The following is a 24,369-nucleotide window of genomic DNA, read 5'->3' as shown; positions in this document are numbered from 1 at the left end:
TTCTGTTTGTTAAGCAAGTCGGCCAACTTCTCTTTCGTCATGCTCGGCCTTGTGCCGAGCATCTGCCTCCGGTTGATAGGGCAGCAGATCCTCGGCACAAGGCCGAGGATGACGCCGGGTAGAGAGCGAGGAGTGTCATTAAACTCCGGCCGGGCACCATACCCCGGCCTTTGTTCATTTGATGCGTCGCCGGTTCAAGCAAGCGGAAGTCTCACCGTCACGATAAGACCGCCCTCCTCCGCATCACCAAGCGAAACCGAACCTCCGGCCCCTTCGACGACCTCGCGCACGATCGCAAGCCCGAGGCCGCTCCCTTCGCTTTCCGTCCCCATGATCCGGTAGAACCGTTCGAAAACCTGCTCGCGCTCGCCTTCTGGAATGCCCGGCCCATTGTCTTCGACGGTGACGACGGCGTGACCGTCCGCCTGGCCGACGGCGACGGTCACGCGCCCATCGGCTTTGCTGTAGCGGATCGCATTGTCGATGAGGTTGACCAGCATTTCGCGCAGCATCGTCCCGTCGCCTTCGACGATGACGGAGCCATCCGCCTCCAGACCGAGATCGATGTTGCGCCTAAGCGCCTCTTCTGCATGCGCTTCCAGGATCTCACGGGCCGCCTTGCTGAGGTCCGTCGCATCGCTACGCGGGCGGCGGCTGCCGGGTTCGGCCCGTGACAAGGTGAGAAGCTGGCTGGCGAGGCGCGAAATCTGCCGGGTGCTGGTGCGCAGCGCGGCAAGCGCCTCGTCGCGGCGGGCGGCATCGTCTTCGCGGGACGCCACGCTCGCCTGCGTCGAAATCAGCGCGAGCGGCGTCCTCAACTGATGCGCCGCGTTCGATACGAACCGCCGCTGCGCGGCCATCTGGTTCTGGACGCGCTCCATGTAATCGTTCAGCGCATGAACGAGCGGACGCAGCTCACTCTGGACCATCTTCGGCGGCAGCGGATCGAGACGGTTGCGCCCGCGCCGGCGCACGGCGTCCCGCAGCCTAAGAGCAGGCGCGAGGCCGCGCTGGAGCCCGAGGATGGTCACCAGGCTTGCAAGGAAGACGAGCACGAACTGCTTCGAAAAATCCGAAAGCCACAACTGCCTTCGCATCGCATATTGGCTGTTATGCGTCACGGCGACGGTCACGGAGATCGTGCCGTCATTGGGAAGACCGACGACCGGATGATCGAGCATCAGGACGCGCACATCGGCGCCGTGGAAAGCGCGATCCTCACCGACGCGCTGGACGGCCGGCAGCGGCAGATCGGGAAAGCCGCTCACCAGATTGCCCCAGACGGTGATGACCTTGTAAAAGACCCGGTCGCCGAAGCCGGTATCGAACATCTCGAGCGCAGCCGGCGGCACATCCACCTGAACATTGCCGCCTTCATCGACACGCACCGCCTCGGCGATGACGCGGGCGGAGGCGAGGAGCGTTCGATCCGTCACCAGCTTTGCCGTCGCGTCGGCCGACCAGAAACTGTCGTAAAGATTGAAGGCGATCGCGCCGAAGAGCGTCAGCAGCACCCAGCAGAGCAATTGTACTCTCAGGCTCTGGCTGAGCCGCGCGATCGTTCCCCCAGCCTTGGTCACGACGCTATTGGACATGTCGGAGGAGATAGCCGAGCCCGCGCAGCGTCGCGATCTGCACCGAACTGTTCTCGAGCTTCTTGCGCAGCCGGTGGACATAGATTTCGATGGCGCTCGGATCGGCCTCGTCGTCGAAACCGAAGACGCTTTCGGAGAGGGCGGCTTTCGAGACCGTGGTGCCGAGCTTCATGACCAGTTGTTCGAGAACGGCATATTCCCGCGGCGTCAGCTGCAGCGGCTCACCTTCGACGAAGAACTGCCGCGTGCCGCCGGAAAAGCGCAGGTTCCCGACTGTGATCTCCGAGGATGCCCGATCCTGGCCGCGGCGGACGACCGCGCGAATTCTCGCTTCGAGTTCGGCGATTTCGAAGGGCTTGGCGAGATAGTCATCGGCGCCGCTGTCGAGCCCGGCCACACGGCCGTCCAGGCTCGCATTCGCAGTCAGGATGATGACCGGCAGCTTGTTTCCCGATTGCCTCAGCCGCTTCAAAAGCGTCAGCCCGTCAAGTTTGGGCAACGAAAGGTCGAGGATCATCGCCGAATATTCCGCCACCTTGAGCAGATGTTCGGCATCCTCGCCGTCATAGGCAAGGTCGATAGTGTACTGCGCCTGCCGCAGGGCTTTGCCCAGCCAAGCCGCCAGATCCTTGTTGTCCTCCACTACAAGCAGTCTCATCCATCCCCCTTAGCACGTGCGGAGGGCTTGGCGGAAGCGTATCCATGGAGCTGCATCTTGTCCATTGCTGCCGGCCGAGGCTGCCTTAAACAGGCATTGGCGCGAATTGTCCGCTATTTGTCCGGCACATGCATTTTCCTCTGTCTTCATGTCGTCGAATATGGCTTCATGATCAACCGCCATGGAGCAGAAAATGTCCGGCCATGAAACCATTCTTCTCGTCATAGACGCCCAGGAGTCCTTCCGGCAGCGCGATTATTGGGATGAAGACCTCGCCTCCGCCTATATCGAACGCCAGCAGGCTCTGATCGCCGGCGCCGAGGCTCGCGGGATACCCGTCGTCCAGATCTTCCATGTCGATGGAAGCGGCCCGTTCTCGGAGGCCTCCGGCTTCGTCAAAACCCTCGCCCCGCTCAGGATCGCACCTGAAGCGATCTTCAAGAAGAGCCGCCACAGCGCGCTCGTCGGCTCCGGGCTCGACGTATGGCTGACCGAGAATGGCGTTCGCCGCATCATCGTCTCCGGCATCCGCACCGAACAGTGCTGCGAGACCACGACGCGCCACGCCTCCGATCTCGGCTATCAGGTCGACTATGCCGGTGAAGCGACCCTGACCTTCCCGATGACCGACGCGGCAGGCCGCACCTGGAGCGCCGGAGAAATCCGGGGCCGGACGGAACTGGTCCTGTCTGGCCGTTTTGCCCGGATCGCCACTGTCGAACAGGCGCTGGCGGGGCTCGGAGAGCAACTCGCGGCATGACGGATACAGCGCAGCCCTTCGATATTCCCGTCTACGTCGTCGTTCCGCCGCGCGTGCTGCTGCTCGATGTCGCCGGCCCGATCGAAGTGCTGCGCAAGGCGAACCTCGAACAGACGGCGGTCCGCTTCGGCGTCACCTATATCGGTCCGTCGGCAACGGTCGGCAGTTCGATCGGCCTTGCCGTGACGGGTGTCGCCGCCTTGCCGGAACGTTTGCCCGATCAGGCGCTTGTGATCATCGCGGGCAGCGCCGACGCGCCGATGGACAACAATCGTCCTTGGGACGAAGAGGAGCGCGCCGACCAGGCTGCGATCGTCGCTTGGCTGAAGCGGGCCATTCGTCCCGGGGTTCGGCTGGCCTCGATCTGCTCGGGCGCTTTGCTCGCCGCAGAGGCCGGAATGCTCGACGGCCGCGAATGCACCACCCATCACGGCTGCATGGAGGATCTGGCGCGGCTTGCGCCCACCGCGCGCATCCGGGACAACCGGCTTTATGTCGAGGATGGAGAGCGCCTGACGAGCGCCGGCATCACCGCCGGCATAGACCTCATGCTGCACATCGTTGCCGAAGCGGCCGGACATGCCTGCGCGCTTGCGGTGGCACGCTATCTCGTCGTCTATCTCAGGCGCGGCGGCTCGGACCCGCAGCTTTCACCCTGGCTCGAAGGCCGCAACCATATCCACCCGGCCATCCATCGCGCCCAGGACGCCGTCGCCGCCGATCCCTCGCGCGATTGGTCGGTCGCCTCGCTCGCGCGCCTCAGCGGCGCCAGCCCGCGAAACCTCTCGCGGCTGTTCAACGAACATACCGGCATGAGCGTCACGGATTTCGTCAACCGCATGCGCGTAGCCCTCGCCCGCGAGATGCTCGCCGGCTCGAGGCTGGATATGGAAGCCGTGGCGATGCGCGCCGGTTTCGGCTCGGCCAGGCAGTTGCGCCGTGCCTGGAACCGCCTGCATGACAGCCCGCCAAGCGCAGCGCGGCCCAAGCTGGCCGTCGGTTCATAGAGCAAGAGGAAGGGCGGCGCGCCCGGCCTCGTCTTCGACAGCGACGGCACCAGCCACTTCCGTCCCCCAGATTTCGATCTGCGTCAGCGCCGGAAAGGGCGAACTGTCCTCGGCCTTTACAAGGCCGTGCAGTTCCACCCATTCGACGATGCACGGCTCTATCGCAAAGCTCTGCGCGGCGCCCGATTTCACCAGCGGGAATGAAAAACTCCTGCCATTCGAGAAGGTGACGCTTGCCTTTTCCCACCAGGAATCATGCGGGAAATCCGCCCGGAGATAGAAGACGATCTCGTCGATCCGCACCGGCCGGCCGAACTCCACCGTCAGCGCGGCTTGAGGATCGCGGTTGATGCCCCAGCTCGTATAGGGCCAGAAACCGTGATTGTCGTTGGCCTTTTCGCCGTCGATGGCGTTGCGCGCCGCGAAGGCCGCCTCGCCGCGGGTCTCCACATTGGCATGCGCATGTGGAAAGAGCGTGCGGTTGGCGTGATCGTCCCAGGGGTTCAGGGCGAGATTGCGCCTTTGAGCGATCTCGTCGGGCCGCGCGCGTCTTGCTGAAAGCCGGTGGATATCGCCCTTGAAGGCGTTCGGCGAATAGGACTTGCGCTTGTCGCCGAAGGGCACGGCAAACGAATAGGCGCCGTCCCTCATGTAGACCAGGGCGGGATGGACCGCGCTGTCCAGCGCGAGGAAGACATGCCCCGGCTCGGAAGCCTCGACGATGACGCAGTCGCCCTCGCCATAGCTCTGGCGATAGACCAGAAACGTCTCGTCCTGACCTGTCGAGCTTGCCAGCACGAACCCATCGGCATCCACGATCTTCAGCGTCAATTCCATGCTCGCCCTCCTCAGACGATCCGCAATGTCAGGCGCTTGCCGGCAAACGGCAGGCGCAGACGGAAGAGTTTTTCGGGCCAGGCCGATCTCAGCCTGAGATCATCCAACTCGATCTCGTCGACTTCGATCGTGCCGGCGCCCTCGACGAAAATGCTGCCGAGATCGGCGAGATCGATTTTCTCGGGGGTGACGGTCGGCGCGAGGCACGTCATCAGCGACAGGACCGCCGGCTTGTCTCCGTCATGAGCGTCGACGATCTCGACATGGCGGCCCCGCATCAGGGAAACGGTGCGCCGATAGCTGCGCAGATCCGCTTCCGGGGGATAGGCGCCTGATATGCCGAGCGATATGCGCGCACGATCATCGCCGAATTCGACCTCGACATCCCTAGCGCCGAAAGCTTCGCCGGCGGACTGCATGACGCCTTCGAAAGTCGGCAGGTTGTGATAGGCCGACTGCATCGTCCATATTTCGTAGCGGCGCGGCGAGAAGGTCTTGGCGGTATAGGTCTCGACGCCGACGTCGATCAGGAATGGGCGTCCGTTCTTGTAGAGCGTGACGCTGCCGACATCGTTGTGATTATGGCCTTCGCCATTGTTGCCGCCCTTGACCGCGAGCGAAAACGCTCCGTCGCGGGCGACGAACAGGCCGATGCCGGGATAAAAGATATCGCGCGGGGGTTCCGGACGCGGCTCGGCTGCGGGCAGCGTTCCCACCAGCAATTCCTGCACGCGATACCAGAGGTTCCATTCCCCGGGCAGGTGCGAATTATCCGCCGTGGCCCTGTCAGCTGCGGCGAAATCCGCCAGCATCTCGGAACCAACCGCCTTTCCGAACAGATATTCCCGGGCGCTGCAGGGCTCGACCACGGCGGAAGAATCCGCGAAGTTGAAATAGTAACGGCCGGCCACATGCATGTTGGCGATATATTCGGCCATGTTGCGGATCTTGGGCTGCCGCCAGATCTTGCCGAACAGGCCGGGTGCTGCGCTATCGAGAACAGTCAGCGCGCCGTGGAGGCAGAGTGCGGCGTGGCGGTAATAGAGCACGCCCTCCTCGCAGGCGCCGTCCTCGGCATAATCCTTCAGGAAGGCATCGAGACTGCCAAGCGCCTTTTCGACGACGGCGCGGCGCGTCGGTTGATCGGTCTTCAGCGAGAAGGCGGTCAGCAGGACGTTCTGGCTGATCCAGGCCGTCCAATTGTTCATCCGCTCGCCACCGCGGCCCATCCACCAGAAATGCCGGCCGAGATAGGGCGTCAGGATGCGGATTTCGATCTCGCGTTTCACACGCGCCGCAATCTCCGGGCTGATGCCGTCGAGCTCATCGCCGAGCAGGGCGATGACGGTGGCAAGCAAGGCACCCGTTTCAGCGGCGAAGAGATCGACGACCGGCTGCGAATTGTCAGGCAACGGCAGGCGCGGGCCGCCGCGTTCATAGGCATTATGCGCCGGAAGCTGCCAGCCGCTCTCCTCCGTTATCAGGAAGATGCCGTCGACGATGCCAGGCAGGAACCGGCCGCCGCCTTCGACGAGTTCGCCGAGCACCAGATCGTTGAGCATCCGCCGCCGCGTGAAATAAAGCTCCTCGAAGCGCGAGCGGTTGCCCGTCTCCGTGTATTCCCGGTAATCGGAGGCCGTGATGAGGGGCCAGCTGCGCGCAAGCGTGGTTTCGGCATCGCGAAGGACGGCATCCCGCATCGTCTGCGGCACGGCGTTCCAGATGGCGCGATCCGCAGCGATCGCGCCGGGAGTGAAATCGCCCAAACTGTCCGGCAATTCCCCTGAAATCTCGCTGAACATGTCCCTCCCCGCATTCGAATAGCCTCGACGCGCAACCGGTCTTCACGTTCACCTATCATATGTTTTCGGCGCCTGCCATAAAATTTGTATGATCTATTCAGAACTTGTTTGACCAATACCGGATATGTGCTATGTCGATGGCAGGAGGAAGAACTGGCGGCATTCAGCCGCCCGGATGTTCCGGATCGAGGATTCGGAAATCTCCGCGAGCCGTCAGCTGCAGAATGTCCGCCCAGGAGGAAGCATCGGTGTCCATATCGAATTCGGCCATCGCAACGGATGGCGTTCCGGCAACGCCCCGCCGGAAGGTCGCCGTCCTGTCCAAGCGCCAGCGCAAGCTGCGCAACGCGCTCGTCGCCTATTCCTTCATCGCGCCGAATTTCCTCGGCTTCGCCGTCTTCACGCTCGGCCCGATCCTCTTCGCCTTCGCGCTCGCCTTCATGCATTGGGACGGCTCGAATGCGATCACATTCGCAGGCCTCGACAATTTCTGGCGGCTCTTCGAGGACAAGGCCTTCATCGCCGCCTTCTGGAATACGGTGATCTATACGGTCGCCTCGGTGCCGGCGACGCTGCTCTGCGCGCTCGGCCTCGCCGTTCTCCTCAACCAGAAGATCGTGGGGCGGAATTTCTTCCGCACTGCGATGTTCTTCCCCTATGTCGCCTCGCTGGTCGCCGTCGCGGTCGTCTGGAACATGATCTTCAATCCCGAGATGGGACCGGTGAACATGATCCTCTACACGCTCGGCCTCGATCCGAAGAACATGCCGGGATGGGCGGCCGACCGCCATTGGGCGATGGTCACGGTGATCCTCTTCGGCATCTGGAAGAACATGGGCTATTACATGGTCATCTATCTGGCCGGCCTGCAGGGCATCAATGCCGAGCTTTATGAGGCCGCCGATCTCGACGGCGCCAATTCCTGGCAAAAGTTCATCCACGTCACCGTGCCGCAGCTCGGGCCGACGACCTTCTTCGTCACCGTCATGCTGACGATCCAGTCCTTCAAGGTGTTCGACCAGATCTTCATGATCACCCAGGGCGGCCCCGGCACCTCGACGCTCGTCCTCGTCTATCACATCTACAACGAGGCCTTCATCTCCTGGGATCTCGGCTATTCCAGCATGGTGTCGCTGGTGCTGTTCTTCCTCGTGCTCGCCGTCACGGTCTTCCAGTTCCGGCGCCAGCGGGAGGACGAGGCATGAGGATCGCCGGACGCAAGATTACCCTCAAGACGGTCCTTCTCTACGCCATCGTGATCACGGTGACGCTGGTCATGCTGATGCCCTTCGCCTGGATGCTCTCGGCCTCCCTGAAGCTCAGCCGCGACGTCTTCGCCTTCCCGATCGAGTGGATACCCTCGCAGCCTCAATGGCAGAACTATGTGGATATCTGGACGAAGATCCCGCTCGCCCTTTTCATCTACAACACCTCGAAGCTGACGATCATCGTCACGCTGCTGCAATTGCTTACCTCCAGCTTTGCGGCCTACGCCTTCGCCAAGCTGAATTTCCCCTACAAGAACACGCTGTTCCTCGGCTATATCGCCACCATCGCCATGCCCTGGCAGGTCTATATGGTGCCGCAATTCCTGCTGATGCGCGAATTCGGCCTCAACAACACGCATCTGGCGCTGATCTGCCTGCAGGCCTTCACCGCCTTCGGCGTCTTCCTGATGCGGCAGTTCTACATGTCGATCCCGACCGAGCTCTGCGAGGCGGCCCGCATCGACGGCATGAACGAGTACCAGATCTGGGCGCGCATCATGCTGCCGCTGTCGAAGCCCGCGCTCTCGACGCTGACGATCTTCACCTTCGTCACCACCTGGAACGATTTCCTCGGGCCGATGATCTATCTCACCAAGACGGAGCTCAAGACCGTCCAGATTGGTCTCCGCATGTTCATCTCGCAATATTCGGCCGAGTACGGGCTGATCATGGCGGCCTCCGTCGTCGCCCTCATTCCGGTTCTCGTCGTCTTCCTCTCTCTCCAGCGCTTCTTCGTCGAGGGCATCGCCTCGACGGGACTGAAGGGTTAATCCATGAACGCCGTTTCCTCAGTCGCCCCGCAGCCGATCACCGACGAAGAGGTCAAAGCCGCGCTCGATCTCGCCGTCGCGCAGATCCGCCGCAACCTTCCCGAATTCACCTACGCCTCGCAGAACCATTCGAGTGTCGGAAACTTCTTTCCCGCCGTGGCCAACACCCAATGGACGGCCGGCTTTTGGCCGGGCGAACTGTGGCTCGCCTTCGAGCATAGCGGCGACCCGGTCTTCCGCCATGCCGCACAAATCCAGGTCCAGTCCTTCCTGCACCGGATCGAAAACCGTATCGAGACCGACCACCACGACATGGGCTTTCTCTATTCGCCCTCCTGCATCGCCGCCTGGAAGCTCGTCGGAGACGAAGACGGGCGCAAGGCTGCGATCCTTGCGGCCGACCAGTTGATCGAGCGCTTCCAGCCGATCGGCCAGTTCATCCAGGCCTGGGGCCACAAGGGCAAGGCGGAGGAATACCGCTATATCATCGACTGCCTCTTGAACCTGCCGCTTCTCTACTGGGCAAGCCGCGAGACCGGCGACCCGAAATACCGAGAGATCGCGCTCATTCATGCTCGCACCACGCTCGCCAATTCGGTGCGGCCGGACGATTCCACCTATCACACCTTCTACATGGACCCGGTCACCGGAGCGCCGGTGCGCGGCGCCACCAAACAGGGCTACCGGGACGACAGCGCCTGGGCGCGCGGACAGGCCTGGGGCATCGCCGGCATGGCGGTCTCCTATCGCTATGAGCGGATCAATGAATATCAAGAAACCTTCGACCGGCTGCTCGCCTTCTATCTCAATCGGCTGCCGGCCGACATGGTGCCCTATTGGGATCTCGTCTTTTCCGATGGCGACGGCGAGCCGCGCGACAGCTCTTCGGCGTCGATCACCGCCTGCGGCCTGCTTGAAATGGCCGACCTCGTCGAGGCGCAAGCCGCCGAACGCTACCGCACCCTGGCGCGGCGCATGATGAAGAGCCTCGCCGACCACTATGCGGTCAAGGACCCCACCGTTTCCAACGGCCTGGTGCTGCACGCCACCTATTCGAAGAAATCGCCCTTCAACACCTGCCGCGGCGAGGGCGTCGATGAATGCGTCTCCTGGGGAGATTATTATTACATGGAAGCTTTGACGCGCCTTTCGCGCCGCTGGTCTTCCTATTGGTGACGTCAGGAGAACCCGATGGCCAGCATTTCGCTTAAAGAGCTGAACAAATCCTACGGCGCGCTTACCGTCGTCCACGATATCGATCTGGAAATCGCCGATAAGGAATTCATCATCCTGGTCGGTCCTTCCGGCTGCGGCAAATCGACGACGCTCAGGATGATCGCCGGCCTTGAGGAGATTTCGGGCGGCGAGCTCCGGATCGGCGGTGACGTGATGAACGACGTCCCCTCCAAGGACCGGGATATCGCCATGGTCTTCCAGAACTATGCGCTCTACCCGCATATGACCGTCTACAAGAACATGGCCTTCGGCCTGCAACTCCGAAAGGTATCGCGCGATTTCATCGATGCCCAGGTACAGGACGCTGCGAAAATCCTAGACATCACCCATCTCCTGAACCGCAAGCCGAAGGCGCTTTCGGGCGGGCAGCGCCAGCGCGTGGCGCTCGGCCGCGCCATGGTGCGCAATCCGGCCGTCTTCCTTCTCGACGAGCCGCTTTCCAACCTCGACGCCAAGCTGCGCGGCACGATGCGGAGCGAAATCACCAAGCTGCACAAGCGGCTCAACGCCACCTTCATCTACGTCACCCACGACCAGGTGGAGGCCATGACCATGGCCGACCGCATCGTCGTCATGAAGGATGGGCACATCCAGCAGGTCGATACGCCGCAGAACCTCTACGACCGTCCCGTCAACATGTTCGTCGCCGGCTTCATCGGCGCGCCGCAAATGAACATGCTGCCCTCGACCATCCTTCGCCGAGGCGACGGCTACGTCGCGGTCTTCGACGGCCGGGAACTGCCGCTGCCCGCCCATTTCGACAAGGGCAGGATCGCGCCCTATGAGGGCCGCGACGTGGTGCTCGGCATCCGTCCGGAGAATTTCCACGAACTGCCGCCGGCCGATATTCCAGCCGAGAATCTGGCGCCACTCAAGGCAGTGGTGGAGCTAGCCGAACCCATGGGCTCTGAAGTGCACCTGAACATGGTGGCAGGCGGGCGCAATCTCATCGCCCGCGTCTCGCCGCGCTTCCGGCCTGGCATCGGCGAAGAGGCGACGCTGGTCGCCGACATGAGCAATGCGCAGCTGTTCGACAAGGAAACGGAACGCTCGATTCTTTACTGAGGCGCCTTCGGGAGACGGCCATGCAGTGGTTGCGGGACATGTGGACGAAGGAGGGGCCGGGCATTCCGAAGGATGCGCCTGCAAAGACCGGCCTTGCGCTCTTCGCCGACATCCTCGCCCGCGAATGGTGGGAGATGGTCAAGCTGAACATCCTGTTCCTGCTGGCCTCGCTCCTCGTGGTGACGCTGCCGGCAGCACTCGTGGCCATGGCCCGCGTCTCGGTCGCCTTGGTCGAAGACCGCAACACCTATCTGCTCAGGGACTTCACCGAAGCATTCCGACGATACTTCCTGCGCGCCACCGCCTGGGGCCTCGCCTTGGCAGGCGCGCTTGCAATCGGCGTCCATGCGATCGTCACCTATGCCGCCGGCGCGCGTGATAATCTGATGCTGGCTGCACCGCTCGCGATCGCCCTCGTCGCGACCGCCTTCCTCGCCGTCACCGCCTGCCATCTCATCGTGCTGATGGTGATGCGCGATCTGCCGGCGCTGCGGCTGCTGCGCCTCGCCGCGCTCGCCTCCGTCGTCCGTCCGCTTCCGGCGCTTGCAGCACTCGCCTTCAATGCCGCCCTGTGGCTCGCGCATATCCTCTTCTATCCGGTTTCCGTCTTCATGCCGGCAACCTTCAATTTTTCACTCGGAATGTTCGCCGTCGCATTCGGCGTCCATCGGACGGCGGTGATGGTTCTGGACTTGCCCCCGCACCGTAAACCGCATGCACCAAACGCTTCATAAAACAACTGATCCAGAGACGATCCAGGGAAGGAGAACAGGAATGTATATGGATAAATTCGGGAGGACGATGAAACTCGCCGTGGCGGGTTTCACCTTGGCCGCAACGACGGCAGGTGCCGCACTTGCCGAGGACGCCGTGACGCTCAAATGGGCTTTGTGGGACTGGGACAAGACAGCTTATTACAAGCCGCTGATCGAGGCCTATCAGGCCAAGCATCCCAACGTGAAGTTCGAGCCGATGGATCTCGGCTCGCAGGACTATCAGCAGATGATCTCGACGCAGCTGACCGGCGGCTCGAAAGACATCGACGTCGTCACCGTCAAGGACGTGCCGGGCTATACCAACCTGGTCCGCGCCGGCAACATCGCCGATCTCAGCGGCTTCGTGAAGGACCAGAAGATCGATCCGGCGCCCTATGGCGGCCTGATCGAAGAACTGACCATCGACGGCAAGATCTATTCGATACCGTTCCGCTCCGACTTCTGGGTCGTCTATTACAACAAGGACATTTTCGACAAAGCCGGCGTGCCCTATCCCACGAATGACATGACCTGGGCGCAGTTCGACGAAACCGCCGAGAAGCTTGCCGGCGGCATGGGCACCAACAAGACCTATGGCGCGCTGCTGCATACCTGGCGCTCGACCGTCCAGCTGCCCGGCATCCTCGACGGAAAACACACGCTGGTCGATGGCGATTATGCTTTCCTGAAGCCCTGGTACGAACGGGCACTCACCCTGCAGAAGGACGGCGCGATCCCCTCCTACGCCTTCCTGAAGACGTCGAACACGCATTATTCGGCGCTCTTCTTCAACGGCACGATCGGCATGCTGCCGATGGGGACCTGGTTCGTCGGCACCCAGATCACCAAGGTGAAGTCGGGTGAATCGAAGAGCAAGAACTGGGGCATCGTGAAGTTCCCGCATCCCGACGGCGTTGCGGCCGGCACGACGGCAGCGCAAATCTCGGGCCTCGCGGTCAACGCCAATTCCGAGCACAAGGAAGCCGCGCTCGATTTCATCAAGTTCGTCACCGGCCCCGAGGGCGCGGCCGTCATCGCCTCGACCGGCACCTTCCCCGCGCTCAAGACCGCTGACGTCAGCGCCAAGATCGCGGCAACGCCCGGCTTCCCCGAGGACGCGGCCAGCAAGGAAGCACTGATACCCTCGAAGGCCTATCTGGAGATGGCGGTCAACCCGAACGCCGCCAAGATCGAAGTGGTGCTCAACCGGGCGCATGACGCGATCATGACCGACAACACCTCCATCGACGACGGGCTGAAGGAAATGACCGAAGGCGTGAAGGCCATCAAGTAAGCCTCACGCGATATCAACGGCCGCGGGCCAGTATCCGGCCCGCGGCCGATCCTGTTTTTAAGTATCGAGCTGACGATGATTTATGATCCCGCCAGGGCCAACCCGCTTTTCGGCAATCCCCTGAGGACCCGCGACGACCTCGCCAAGGCCGTCAACGATCTCTTCGCGCCGCTCCTGCCCTATTTTTCCGAAGGCGGCGCCCGCGTGCGTCTCGGTGCAGCCGGCGCGATCTTCGACCGGGCGGCGGCTGACCTGGAAGGGTTTGCCCGGCCGCTCTGGGGCATCGTTCCCCTTGCTGCCGGCGGCGGACATTTTCCGCATTGGGATCTCTATCGGCGCGGCCTTGCAAACGGGACCAATCCCGCCCATCCCGAATATTGGGGCGATCTCGCCGACCGCAACCAGCGGCTCGTCGAGCTCGCAGCCGTCGGCTTCGCGCTGGCGCTCGTGCCCGAACATATCTGGGAGCCGCTTGACGACAGTCAGAAGAAGACTGTTGCCGCCTATCTGCTTGCGGCGCGCGAACTGGAATTCATCGATAACAACTGGAAATTCTTCCGCGTCCTCATCGATCTCGGGCTGGAGCGCGTCGGCGTGGCGTTCGACCACGGCAAAACCGTCGCCTATCTCGACGAGTTGGAAGCCTTCGACCTCGGCGACGGCTGGTATCGCGACGGGCCGGTCAGGCGGGTCGACCACTACATTCCCTTCGCCATGCATTTCTACGGCCTGATCTACACCGTGCTGGCGCGCGGCGACGAAGCCCGCAAGGAGCGCTTCCGCGATCGCGCCCGGACCTTTGCCGGGGATATCCGCCACTGGTTTGGCCCCGATGGCGCCGCCCTCGCCTTCGGCCGCAGCCAGGCCTATCGCTTCGCGGCCGGCGGCTTCTGGGGCGCGCTCGCCTTTGCCGGCGTCGAGGCGCTGCCTTGGGCTGAGATCAAAGGCTACTACATGCGTCATATCCGCTGGTGGTCGGCCATACCCATTGCCGATCGCGATGGCGTGCTCTCCGTCGGCTACGGCTATCCGAACCTCTTGATGAGCGAGAGCTACAATTCGCCCGGCTCGCCCTATTGGGCGCTGAAATTCTTCCTGCCGCTCGCCCTTGCCGCCGATCATCCGTTCTGGACCGCTGCGGAGGCGCCGCAGCCTGTTTTCCCCGAGCCTATTGCGCTGAAGCAAGCCGGAATGGTCGCCATGCACACGCCGGGAAATGTGGTCGTGCTTTCCTCCGGCCAGCAGCACGACAAGATGCGCGGCGCAAACGAGAAATATTCGAAATTCGTCTATTCCACCCGCTACGCCTTCAACATCGAAGCCGACGACCGGAATTTTACCGCCGCAAGCTTCGACGGCATGCTCGGCCTCTCCGATGATGGCGTCCATTTCCGCATGCGCGAAATCATGGAGGAGGCGCTGATCGCAGGCGACCGGCTCTATTCCCGCTGGCGCCCCTGGAACGACGTCACCATCGAAACCTGGCTGCTTCCCGCCAATCCCTGGCACATCCGCATCCACCGCATCGCGACGCCGCGTGCACTCAGCACCATCGAGGGCGGCTTTGCGATCGAGCGCGCCGATTTCAACGCCGACCGATCCGAGCAGGCGGAAGGCCATGCCGTCTGGCACGGTCAGACCGACATCAGCGCCATCGTCGACCTCTCGCCTCATCCGAGAACCGGCCACGCGATGAGCCCGATCCCCAACACCAACCTCATCCACGCCAAGACCCTGCTGCCGCAACTGCGCGGCGACATCGCCCCGGGAATAACCGTGCTTGTGACCGCGGCAATGGCTCTGCCTGTTCATGAGAATTGGGCACAGGCGCTGGACAACCCACCGGCCTGCCCGGATCTTGGTGAGTTGGAGCGGCACTTCCGTGAGAACGGCGTGCGGGTGCCGGCATTCGCGCTTCTGATGTAGTTTAGTGAGGGCGCGCGCTGTCTGCCGCTCATGGCAGATCGAAGTCGAGGTGATTGAGCCCCAGCTCCATATGTGACTTCACAATCGCCGCAAGCTCCTGATCGCTGAGCATTGCCGTCAGGTCGACACTGCGATCGCGTTTCGTCGGCGGAGATTCAACAAGTTCGGCTTGACCATTTTGAAGGCGATAGAATCCGCATTGCGGCACCGGCAGTTCCAGCATTTCCCGTCTGGACAGTCCGAGATACACACCTCGTATCAGCCTCCCCGTCAGTCCGTGGGATATGGCGATCGTCGTCGAGCGAAGTCCCGACAACCATTCCTCGACGCGGGCAAAGGCTGCATCGAATGTTTCTCCATCCGGCGATCGAAAGAACCAGTCGAAACCGTTGGCACCTTCGAGCATGCCCGGATATTCCATATCGATTTCATAGTGGCTCATGCCGTCCCATGATCCAGTCGTAACCTCCATCAAACGTGGTTCGTCGCGGCTGGCCAATGGCACATATCGTCCAATCCGCGCCGCCGTTTCCTTTGTGCGACCCAACGGGCTGACATGAATGTCGATCTGGCCGGCGTACCGCTTGAGTTCGCGGGCGAGAAGTTCACCCATCTGATCCGCTTGCTGCTGCCCTCTCTGAGTGAGAGGGGAATCCTTTTGACCTTGAAAGCGGCCGGCGGCATTCCAGATCGTCTCACCGTGTCGAAGAAGAAATATTGTCGTCAATAGCGTAAAACCTATGAAAGCTGCTGCAATGCAAAGCCTTGGCAAACGACAGGCTTAAACGCTTTTCCGGCATTTGTACGGTCACTTCCACAGACGCTTCGGCAGTTTGTTCGGCCGGCCCGTCCAAGATATAGCGACTAGCCCGTTCTTCATTATCCCGATGATCCGCCAGCTTTGCGATTGACTAATTCGCGATTTCGAGCCCATCGTTGCGCGAGCAGCGAGCTCGACCAGCTATACAAATAAGGGAGAACCGTCATGACGGTCAAAGTTAAGGTCGGCGAAGCAAAAACTCATCTGTCCAAATTGCTGGTAAAGGTCGAAGCAGGCGAAGACGTTATCATCTCGCGAGGCAACACGCCCGTTGCCCGCCTTTCCCGCATCCGTCGAGAAAACGATATCGATGCGCTGATTGCCGAGATCAGGGCGCAACGCGCCGGCCGTCAGTTGACGACGCCGGAGGAGATCCGCGCTTGGCGCGATGAAGGACAACGCCCCTAACGGCCTTTCCTCAAGGCCTCCGTCGTTGTGCTTGATTCCGCCCCAAACCTAGCGGCCAGCAGCAACGCGCAGTTCATCCGACATCTCCGCGCCGACCGGAAGCCTGAGCGTAAACGTCGTGCCGTTCCCGCGGCTGCTCGTCACCTCGATCGTTCCGCCGTGAAGCTCGATGATCTGTTTGACGAGATTGAGGCCGATGCCGGTGCCGGCGATGCCTGTGGAGCTTCTGGCGCGGAAATAGCGCTGGAACATCTTCGGAAGGTCGTCGGCATCGATGCCGATGCCTTCGTCGCGCACCTTGATGCAGACGCTATCCCCTTCCTGCCAGCCGGTGACGTGGACGTTCGGAGCGTCCGGCGCGTATTTCACGGCATTCGAGAAGAGGTTGCTGAAGACCTGGTCGAGAGCGGGTTGATCGCCGAAGATGGTCGGGGGAAGCCTATCCAGTTCGAGCAGGAAACGGTGGGAACGCCGGATGCTTTCCTGGCGGGCGCTGCAGGTTTCGATGATCTCGGTAATCGAGCAGGGCTTATGGACGATGGCGATCCGGCCGTGATCCAGCCGGCCCGCGGCAAGAATGCTTTCCATCAGTTCGAGCATACGGGACACCGAGCTTCGGATCTGCTCCGCCTTTTCGGCGAGGAATTCCGGCGTCGCCGCCTCCTTGCGGCGGATGAGCCGCTGCGCCGCGCCGTCGATCACCGCGAGCGGAGTGCGGAATTCATGAGATGCCATCGAGACGAACTGGCGCTGCAATTCGTTGATCTGCTTTTCCTGTTCGAGCATCCGTTCGAGTTCTTCGGTCTGCCGCGCCAGTTCGACGGTGCGCGAGCGCACCATCTCTTCCAGCGTGTCGCGGTGGTGCAGCAGCGCCTTTTCGGCGCGCTTGGCTTCGGTGACGTCGACGACGGCCATCAGCGATGCCGCACTGCCCTTGTAGTTCAGGCAGGTGGAATAGACCGTGACGTCGATGGCCGCGCCGTCTACCTTGAGATGCCGGGAAGCGCTGGTCGAGGCAACCTGATCCTCCGCATCGAAGACGGCTTTCGGCTGGGCCACGTTCTCCGGCACCTGGATGTCGAGCAGCGTCATGGTCAGGAATTGGTCCAGGCTATAACCGTAATGGTCTATGGCGGCCTGGTTGACGTGGAGAAATTTCAGCGTTTCCCGATCATAGACCCACATGGGCATCGGGTTGCCTTCGAACAGCAGCCTGAACGAGGCTTCCTGCATCTTGAGATCGGTGATATCGACGCGGATACCGACGCTGCCGCCATCGGAAATGCGCCGTTCTTCGATCCGTATCCATCGGTTTCCGGGCAGGCGCTGCTCGTGCTTGCTGCTGGGCCGGGTATGATATGCCAGCCGCTCGGCGAGCCATTCCTCCTCGCGTCCGATCGCTTCCGGATATTGGCCGCATTCGATACCCGCGCGCAGACGATCCTCGAAACGCATTCCTTTCAGAAGCTTGTCGCCGCTTTCCTCATAAAGCTGTTCATATCGGCGGTTCCACAGGACGAAGCGGTCCTCGGCGTCGAACAGGACGAGCCCTTCCGGAACGACCTCGAAAGCGGCGAGAAGCCGGGCATGCGCGGCGCGCGCTTCCTGTTCGGCGTGCTCTGCCTGAAGATGCGCCTTGGCAAGGGCTTTCTCGGCGAGCCAGGCCTGGGTGATATCCTCGTGGGTCGATACCCAGCCGCCGTCGCGCGTGCGCTGGTGATAACCGCGGATGATCTGGCCCGACTTGAGTTCCTTGACCCAATCCTGGGGCGTATCGCCCGTATTGGTCGCCTCGGCCCAGACGAGATATTCGGAGGTCGACGTGAAGGGAACGGCGCCTACTTCGTGGCGCAGGTTCAGGATGTCCTCGAGCGATTGCCCCGGATGGATGACGGAGGGATCGAGGCCGTAGACTTCCGCGTAACGGCTGTTGGAAAGCAGCAGCCGGCCGCCCTCATCGAACAGACATACGCCCTGCCCCATGCTGGCAAGCGCCGTATCGAGCTGTTCATTCCGTCCCTGCAGCCGCGCGTGAACCGCGCCGAGCGCGATATGTCTCTTGATGCGGGCGACGAGCTCCGTGGCGGAGACGAGGCTGGAAACACAATCCACCGCCCCGGCGGCAAGCCCTGCAACCGTGCTTTCCTCATCCTGCGGCGAGACGAGGATGATCACCGGAATATCGCGGGTGCCAACGTCTTCCTTGAGACGGCGGCAGTCTTCCAGACCGCGCCCCTCCGGCGATGCGGCGTCCAGCACGATCAGCTCCGGCAGGGGGCGGCTGCCTGCACGCCGGTGGAATTCATTCCGGTCGTGGTGAACATCGATCACGATACCCTGTTGCGCAAGGCGATCGCCGATGCCGGGCAGGCTCGACAAAGTGCCGCCCATTGCAATGATCGTGTGCAGATCGTCGGACAAGACCATCCCCCAGTTTGTTCATGTGAACGCGACTATAGGTCGTGCCGGTTAACATGCGCCTCACCTGAGGTCGGCATCACATTGTTTCCGCGTTCTATGGTTGAAAAATAGTTTGCTCGCAGATCGATTTACGGCAGCCGCGGCAGAAACAACGGCGGAGGAGCCTAGCCACCGCTCTCTATCTCCCGCAGGAGATCCAGCCCGCGCTGGTATTTTTCCGGGTTTTTGCCGGCTTGCTCGGCTTGATGAAGATTGTCTTCGAGGTCTGCCCGCTTGATGGGCAAAGCGAGCGGGTTTGCCGCCGCGCGCCTGACGAATTCGTCGTTCGGCTCGTCGAGCCGCCGTGTCAGCGCATCCACGGCGGAGATGATCACAGGCGGAAAACCTTCTTCCCGCAACCTGTCGAGCGTCCAGCCACTGCCTTTCTCGGCGACGTCATGAAGGTAGGCGACGGTTCGCGCTTCTTCGCCGGAGACGAGAAGGGCAACCCGCTGGCAGTGTTCGAAGAAAGGCCGGCCGGTCTTGTCCGTTTGCCCGTCATGCGCTTCGAGCGCGATCTGGATGGCGTGGTCGAGATGCTGCATTGAAATCACGGCCCCTCGGTCTGCCTGACCTTCCCAAGGGAAGGCTTTTCGCCCGTCGTGATCTCGACATCTGACACTCTTGTCTCGGCAACTCGGGCAGGCGCCGCCCGCGGCGGATCGAAATCGCCGCTCTCACCTGCCCCCTGGAGCAGAGCCGCGTCGTCCCGGTCGTCTTCGTCGATCAGATCCTGCAGCGTCTCATGCTCGTTCTCGCCGGCCAGTTCGTCGCAGGCCTGCTGCCAATGGCGCAGGTCCGCGCCCATGGGACGGCCTTCGGCCTCCCAGATCTCATAGGCGCGCCGGCGGATCTGCTCGTGCTTGTCTATGGCCATGATCTCCTCCAGCTAGGCTGCCATGTCGCGGCAGCTTTCGGCGCAGCGTCGGCAGGCATCGACGCACGCCTGCATGTCGCCCACCCTTTCGCAATCGGCCGCGCATTCCGAGCAGATCTCCGCGCATTCGCGGCAGGTGTGTTTGTGGTGATCCGTACCGATCAGCATGAAGTGCGCCGACGTGCGGCAGATCTCGGCGCAGGCCATCATCAGCCTGAAATGCGCGGGTTCGGTATGCTTGCCGCCCGCTTCGAGACAATGGTTCATCGCGGTCTGGAGACAAACGCTGTAGCAGCGCAGGCAATTGTCGATGCATGCCTGCATTCTCGCGTCGAGCTGATGCATTTTCCATCCTCCTCGTCAGGGCGTGTTGATGGTCGGCAGAAAATCCTCCACCTGCTTGCGGTCGGCCTTCGAAAGCGTCTCGACCCGCTCCTGCCAGAACCGTTCGGCCTCCGGCGGATCCTCCTCCCATTGGCGAACGGTGGTGATGTTGTCGTCGATCTTGGAACGGCGGCGGCCGCCGAGGCGAAGATACTCCCTCGCAAGTCTCAGGCTTGGAGTTTCGGTGCCGCTATCGCGATCGGCCGCGGACCCTGCGTTGCGTCGCGCATTTTCCAATGCCTTCTTGCGATCGTTCTCGGCCTCCGCCGTATCGGCGGACCGCGCGTCATCAGTGCCGCTCTCGGGCGGCACAATCGAATTGGAAGTCATGCCAGATCCTCCTTCCATCATGCAAAAGCATGTTCACGCCTGACAGCCGACCCGGCGGCGTTATGGACAAGGCGTGTAAACCCCGAACCGCCACGGATCACCTTCGATGCTGTGATCCAATAACCGTCCAAGGCAGCGAGAGTTCCGGAAGGAGCGATTGATTTGGAAGGACGGCCGCCCGAGCAGGTGGCCGGCGCTCAATGAACGGCCATGCTTACCATGCGATAGGGATGCACCGCTTCGAACTGCAATATCATCGCCGTCGCCTCCTGCAGGACGAGTTCGGCATTTTCGGGATCATCGCGGGCAAGCTCGTCGGCATTGACGCGGATCGCTTCGGCCATGTTGGTGGAAAGGGCTGCAAAGTGGCTGTTGCCCTCCACCAGCGCCTCACGGGCCGTATCCTCCAGCGTACGGGCGATGTCGACGAAGACTTCTTCGCGTTCCTCGATACTGAGGTCTTTGATTATATTGGTTCTTTCTTCCATTTCAGCCACTCCGAAAAGACGTGGGACATAACCGAGCTCATCAAGCCTCGATCACCGAAGAGCTGGGGATGCCGAAATCTGAATTCAAGCCTTGGTGCGGCTGGAACTCGCCCGAAATCCGAGCGCGACGACCATCGTCTTCATGTCGAACGCAGGATCCGATTTTCTGTTCCGTCAGGCGTCGGTAATCGCTGACCGAGAGCGCCAATTTTTGGCCACCCTCTTGAAATCGAACAACGTCAAACCAGTTCAATCGCGCAGGCGCGCGCGCGATTTAGCGACCCGCTCGGGCTGATTACCTGGCCTGTCGGGCTGCCTGAGATCCACTGCGAAGATCCGTCAATTAGCTGCCTATGAAGGAGTGAGGACATGGCTGCTAAAGAAGTCAAATTCAGCACCGAAGCCCGCGACAAGATGCTGCGCGGCGTCGACATTCTCGCCGATGCGGTCAAGGTCACGCTCGGCCCGAAGGGCCGTAACGTCGTGATCGACAAGTCCTTCGGCGCTCCGCGCATCACCAAGGACGGCGTCTCGGTCGCCAAGGAAATCGAACTCGAGGACAAGTTCGAAAACATGGGCGCCCAGATGGTCCGCGAAGTCGCTTCGAAGACCAGCGACATCGCCGGCGACGGCACCACGACCGCAACCGTTCTCGCCCAGGCGATCGTCCGCGAAGGCGCCAAGGCCGTTGCAGCCGGCATGAACCCGATGGACCTGAAGCGCGGCATCGATCTTGCCGTCAGCGCCATCGTCGCGGAATTGAAGACCAATGCCCGCAAGATCTCCAACAATTCCGAGATCGCCCAGGTCGCCACGATCTCGGCCAATGGCGATGCGGAAATCGGCCACTATCTGGCAAAGGCCATGGAAAAGGTCGGCAATGACGGCGTCATCACCGTTGAAGAAGCCAAGACCGCCGAAACCGAACTCGAAGTCGTCGAAGGCATGCAGTTCGACCGCGGCTATTTGAGCCCTTATTTCGTCACCAACGCCGACAAGATGCGGACCGAGTTCGAAGATCCCTACATTCTCATCCATGAGAAGAAGCTCTCGAACCTGCAGTCGATGCTCCCGGTTCTCGAAGCCGTGGTTCAATCCAGCAAGCCGCTCCTCATCATCGCCGAGGATGTCGAAGGCGAAGCGCTCGCGACGCTCGTCGTCAACAAGCTGCGCGGCGGCCTCAAGATCGCCGCCGTGAAGGCTCCCGGCTTCGGCGACCGCCGCAAGGCCATGTTGGAAGACATCGCCATCCTGACCGCCGGCACCGTCATCTCCGAAGACCTCGGCATCAAGCTCGAGACCGTCACGCTCGACATGCTCGGCCGGGCAAAGAAGGTCTCGGTCGAGAAGGAGAACACCACCATCGTCGATGGCGCCGGCTCCAAGTCCGACATTTCGGGCCGCATCGCCCAGATCAAGGCCCAGATCGAGGAAACCACTTCCGACTACGACCGCGAGAAGCTGCAGGAACGCCTTGCCAAGCTCGCCGGCGGCGTTGCCGTTATCCGCGTCGGCGGCTCGACTGAAGTCGAGGTGAAGGAGAAGAAGGATCGCGTCGACGACGCGCTTCATGCCACCCGTGCGGCGGTCGAGGAAGGCATTCTGCCGGGCGGCGGCGTGGCGCTGCTGCGCGCCGTCAAGGCGCTTGACGCCGTCAAAGCAGCCAATGACGAGCAGCGCGTCGGTGTCGACATCGTCCGCCGCGCCCTCGAGGCGCCGGCCCGCCAGATCGCCGAAAATGCCGGAGCGGAAGGCTCGGTCATCGTCGGCAAGCTGCGCGAGAAGAGCGAGTTCTCCCATGGCTGGAACGCCCAGACCGGCGAATATGGCGATCTCTATGCGCAGGGCGTGATCGATCCGGCCAAGGTGGTGCGCACCGCGCTACAGGACGCCTCCTCCATCGCCGGCCTTCTCGTCACGACCGAAGCGATGATCGCCGAGCGGCCGAAGAAGGACGCTTCTCCGGCAATGCCTCCGGGCGGCGGGATGGATTTCTAAAACATGTCGCGCAAAAGTGTGCGGCGGTTTTGCGCTCACGACATGCGCAAAACCAAAACCTAAAGTGCGGCAAGCGAATCTGAAAGATCGCGAAGCGCTTTAGAGCATCGGCTCGATTATCAGGTGGCCAAGGAAGGTGTTCGCGGATGGGCAGCGATGTCAGCGCGGCGGCTGCCCGGGCGTGTTTCGCCTGAGAATGGTCATCTCCTCGTGCTGAACTTCGTTCTCGTCGTTCAGCACGGCGCGCCACAGCCTGTTGCCGAGGCGGAGCGACACCCGCTTCGTGCCCGCATGTTCGGCCGTGCCGATTTCGACGGAGCTGACGATGGAGCCATGCCGCATGTGGCGGCGAAGATCGGCCTGCGACAGGCCGAACCGCTCAGCGAGTTCGGTTGAATCCAGTATGAAATCCCCGTTCGGGTCGCGTTCGATCAGCATCGGTTCATCCTTCACCATCAGGCCACGGCCGGGATCGGGGCGCTGTCGTTCGGCAGCAGCCGCGCCACGGCGCTCAGGAGATCCGTCTGCGAGATCAGGCCGAGGATTCGGTGGTCCTCGTCGACGACGATGACGGCATGTGTGCGCCCGTCGGTCAGCACGGGCAGCAGCGACAGGGCCGCATCCGCTGGCCTTGCCACCGCCGGCCTCGAGATCGCGCCCGCGATGGTCTCGGTGCTCGCCGACAATTCCCGCAAGCCGACGGTGCCGATGAGGCGGCCTTCGGGATCTTTCACCGGCAGCGTGCGTATATTGTGTTTCAGGAGAAGCTGGCGTGCGGCCGCAGGTTCGGCCGCCTCGCCAACGGCGATCACATCTCGCGACATGATATCGGCGCAACTGATCCTGGCGTTCGACCGGATGGTCGCCTGTAGCTCGACCTGCTGCAGCAGCCGGCTGAGGTCGGCGCGATCGATATCGAAGGTTTCGTCAAGCGTTTCGAGAGCCGCATCGATATCCTCTTCGCGAAAGCCCACCCGCACGGCGGACGGCAGGTCGATCGTCTGGTGCGTATTCTCGGCGGGCTTCGGGACGACATGCGGATAGTTCCGCCGGGAAAGCTTGTGGAACAGCAGGCCGAGACCGACGAGGATGCAGGAATTCAGGGCGACCGGCACGAAGGGAAAGAGAAATCCCCATCCGGCAACGACAGGCCCGCCGAGAACGGCGGTCAGCGCCGCAGCCCCGCCCGGCGGATGCAGGCAGCGCGTGAAGGACATCGCGCCGATGGCAAGCGACACGCCGACGCCGGTCGCGATGATCGGGTCACGGATGAAATAGGCGGCGACGATGCCCATCATGGCGGAGATGGTGTTGCCGCCGATAATCGACCATGGCTGCGCCAGCGGGCTTGCCGGCACCGCGAAAAGCAGCACGGCGGAAGCCCCCATCGGCGCCACGATCAACGGAAGATGCGGCCCTTGCCCGAAGAAATAGCCGCTGATGACGCCGGTGAGGCCGATCGCCAGCAAAGCGCCGAGGCAGGCGATCAATCGCTCGCGCAAGGTCGCCCCGGCCAGGATCGGCGAGAACAGGCGGAAGCGACGGAAGCGGCTCGGTCCCACCTTCGGGGAAACGGGATACTGCATGACAAGACCAATATTGAGCGAGGATGATCGGGCGGCTGAAGGAAA

At 62.1% G+C, this 24,369-nt stretch carries 24 protein-coding genes; 11 read left to right on the top strand and 13 right to left on the bottom strand.

Translation table 11 applies throughout. The features are described 5' to 3' along the window. Positions 1-194: 194 nt before the first annotated feature. Positions 195-1,595, bottom strand: coding sequence for a sensor histidine kinase (locus ATY78_RS20580; RefSeq protein ID WP_088684149.1), 1,401 nt, complete (start codon positions 1,593-1,595; stop codon positions 195-197). After that, positions 1,585-2,253 (bottom strand): response regulator, encoded by a 669-nt coding sequence (locus ATY78_RS20575; RefSeq protein WP_088684148.1) that lies wholly within the window; start codon positions 2,251-2,253, stop codon positions 1,585-1,587. Before ATY78_RS20575 ends, ATY78_RS20580 begins: the two co-directional genes overlap by 11 nt. 181 nt (positions 2,254-2,434) lie before the next feature. Between ATY78_RS20575 and ATY78_RS20570 the strand changes: the two genes are divergently transcribed. Both ATY78_RS20570 and ATY78_RS20565 read left to right on the top strand, forming a co-directional pair. Further along, positions 2,435-3,013: an isochorismatase family protein gene (locus tag ATY78_RS20570; RefSeq protein WP_190237497.1), complete on the top strand. Its 579-nt coding sequence runs from the start codon at positions 2,435-2,437 to the stop codon at positions 3,011-3,013. Beyond that, the gene (locus tag ATY78_RS20565) at positions 3,010-4,020 is read left to right on the top strand and encodes a helix-turn-helix domain-containing protein (protein WP_088684146.1); all 1,011 of its coding nucleotides are present in this window, start codon (positions 3,010-3,012) and stop codon (positions 4,018-4,020) included. The genes ATY78_RS20570 and ATY78_RS20565 overlap by 4 nt, the downstream gene beginning before the upstream one ends. Here ATY78_RS20565 and ATY78_RS20560 read toward each other — a convergent pair. Next, positions 4,015-4,857, bottom strand: coding sequence for a carbohydrate-binding protein (locus ATY78_RS20560; protein WP_088684145.1), 843 nt, complete (start codon positions 4,855-4,857; stop codon positions 4,015-4,017). The two genes, ATY78_RS20565 and ATY78_RS20560, sit on opposite strands and share 6 nt — an antisense overlap. 11 nt (positions 4,858-4,868) lie before the next feature. Beyond that, positions 4,869-6,659 carry a heparinase II/III family protein gene (locus tag ATY78_RS20555; protein ID WP_088684144.1) on the bottom strand — a complete coding sequence of 597 codons (1,791 nt, stop codon included), beginning with the start codon at positions 6,657-6,659 and terminating at the stop codon, positions 4,869-4,871. Positions 6,660-6,883: 224 nt separating this feature from the next. Between ATY78_RS20555 and ATY78_RS20550 the strand changes: the two genes are divergently transcribed. From ATY78_RS20550 to ATY78_RS20520, 7 genes are all read left to right on the top strand, one after another. Then, entirely contained in the window at positions 6,884-7,864 is a 981-nt protein-coding gene (locus ATY78_RS20550) for a sugar ABC transporter permease (RefSeq protein ID WP_184467648.1), read from the top strand. Continuing rightward, positions 7,861-8,697 (top strand): carbohydrate ABC transporter permease, encoded by an 837-nt coding sequence (locus ATY78_RS20545; protein WP_088684143.1) that lies wholly within the window; start codon positions 7,861-7,863, stop codon positions 8,695-8,697. Before ATY78_RS20550 ends, ATY78_RS20545 begins: the two co-directional genes overlap by 4 nt. Before the next feature lie 3 nt (positions 8,698-8,700). Then, positions 8,701-9,873 (top strand): glycoside hydrolase family 88 protein, encoded by a 1,173-nt coding sequence (locus tag ATY78_RS20540; RefSeq protein WP_088684142.1) that lies wholly within the window; start codon positions 8,701-8,703, stop codon positions 9,871-9,873. A gap of 15 nt (positions 9,874-9,888) precedes the next feature. Beyond that, positions 9,889-10,998: an ABC transporter ATP-binding protein gene (locus ATY78_RS20535; protein WP_088684141.1), complete on the top strand. Its 1,110-nt coding sequence runs from the start codon at positions 9,889-9,891 to the stop codon at positions 10,996-10,998. Between the two features lie 20 nt (positions 10,999-11,018). Next, a complete protein-coding gene (locus ATY78_RS20530; protein ID WP_088684140.1) occupies positions 11,019-11,732 on the top strand; it encodes a YesL family protein in 714 nt (237 codons plus the stop codon). Positions 11,733-11,772: 40 nt separating this feature from the next. Next, positions 11,773-13,047 (top strand): sugar ABC transporter substrate-binding protein, encoded by a 1,275-nt coding sequence (locus ATY78_RS20525; protein WP_088684139.1) that lies wholly within the window; start codon positions 11,773-11,775, stop codon positions 13,045-13,047. Between the two features lie 75 nt (positions 13,048-13,122). Continuing rightward, positions 13,123-14,973: a DUF2264 domain-containing protein gene (locus ATY78_RS20520; protein WP_088684138.1), complete on the top strand. Its 1,851-nt coding sequence runs from the start codon at positions 13,123-13,125 to the stop codon at positions 14,971-14,973. Positions 14,974-15,001: 28 nt separating this feature from the next. Here the strand turns inward: ATY78_RS20520 and ATY78_RS20515 are convergent, their stop codons facing one another. Continuing rightward, a complete protein-coding gene (locus tag ATY78_RS20515; RefSeq protein WP_088684285.1) occupies positions 15,002-15,700 on the bottom strand; it encodes a histidine phosphatase family protein in 699 nt (232 codons plus the stop codon). Between the two features lie 258 nt (positions 15,701-15,958). On the opposite strand from ATY78_RS20515, the gene ATY78_RS20510 reads away from it, so the two are divergent. Continuing rightward, on the top strand, positions 15,959-16,201 hold the full coding sequence (locus ATY78_RS20510; RefSeq protein ID WP_088684137.1) for a type II toxin-antitoxin system prevent-host-death family antitoxin: 243 nt from the start codon (positions 15,959-15,961) through the stop codon (positions 16,199-16,201). A gap of 48 nt (positions 16,202-16,249) precedes the next feature. Here ATY78_RS20510 and ATY78_RS20505 read toward each other — a convergent pair whose 3' ends face one another. The 6 genes from ATY78_RS20505 to ATY78_RS20480 all read right to left on the bottom strand — a co-directional run bounded on the left by ATY78_RS20505 (position 16,250) and on the right by ATY78_RS20480 (position 20,740). Further along, a complete protein-coding gene (locus ATY78_RS20505) occupies positions 16,250-18,628 on the bottom strand; it encodes a PAS-domain containing protein (protein ID WP_245313607.1) in 2,379 nt (792 codons plus the stop codon). A gap of 158 nt (positions 18,629-18,786) precedes the next feature. Then, a complete protein-coding gene (locus ATY78_RS20500) occupies positions 18,787-19,206 on the bottom strand; it encodes an HD domain-containing protein (RefSeq protein WP_088684136.1) in 420 nt (139 codons plus the stop codon). A gap of 5 nt (positions 19,207-19,211) precedes the next feature. Continuing rightward, entirely contained in the window at positions 19,212-19,538 is a 327-nt protein-coding gene (locus ATY78_RS20495) for a DUF2934 domain-containing protein (protein ID WP_088684135.1), read from the bottom strand. Positions 19,539-19,550: 12 nt separating this feature from the next. Then, entirely contained in the window at positions 19,551-19,883 is a 333-nt protein-coding gene (locus tag ATY78_RS20490) for a four-helix bundle copper-binding protein (protein ID WP_088684134.1), read from the bottom strand. A gap of 15 nt (positions 19,884-19,898) precedes the next feature. Continuing rightward, a complete protein-coding gene (locus ATY78_RS20485) occupies positions 19,899-20,252 on the bottom strand; it encodes a hypothetical protein (RefSeq protein ID WP_088684133.1) in 354 nt (117 codons plus the stop codon). 197 nt (positions 20,253-20,449) lie between these two features. Next, positions 20,450-20,740 carry a hypothetical protein gene (locus tag ATY78_RS20480; RefSeq protein ID WP_088684132.1) on the bottom strand — a complete coding sequence of 97 codons (291 nt, stop codon included), beginning with the start codon at positions 20,738-20,740 and terminating at the stop codon, positions 20,450-20,452. Between the two features lie 369 nt (positions 20,741-21,109). Here ATY78_RS20480 and groL point away from each other — a divergent pair, with 369 nt between their 5' ends. Further along, on the top strand, positions 21,110-22,738 hold the full coding sequence (gene groL / locus ATY78_RS20475; protein ID WP_088684131.1) for a chaperonin GroEL: 1,629 nt from the start codon (positions 21,110-21,112) through the stop codon (positions 22,736-22,738). A 159-nt stretch (positions 22,739-22,897) separates the two neighbouring features. Here the strand turns inward: groL and ATY78_RS20470 are convergent, their stop codons facing one another. Then, on the bottom strand, positions 22,898-23,176 hold the full coding sequence (locus tag ATY78_RS20470) for a DUF6522 family protein (RefSeq protein WP_088684283.1): 279 nt from the start codon (positions 23,174-23,176) through the stop codon (positions 22,898-22,900). A 17-nt stretch (positions 23,177-23,193) separates the two neighbouring features. After that, on the bottom strand, positions 23,194-24,324 hold the full coding sequence (locus ATY78_RS20465; RefSeq protein ID WP_088684130.1) for an HPP family protein: 1,131 nt from the start codon (positions 24,322-24,324) through the stop codon (positions 23,194-23,196). Positions 24,325-24,369 lie beyond the last annotated feature (45 nt).

It is taken from the genome of Rhizobium sp. R635 (genome assembly GCF_002211285.1).
Lineage (GTDB): Bacteria > Pseudomonadota > Alphaproteobacteria > Rhizobiales > Rhizobiaceae > Rhizobium.
Note: the sequence above shows the minus strand (reverse complement) of the source record. Positions and strands in the feature narration are given on the sequence as shown.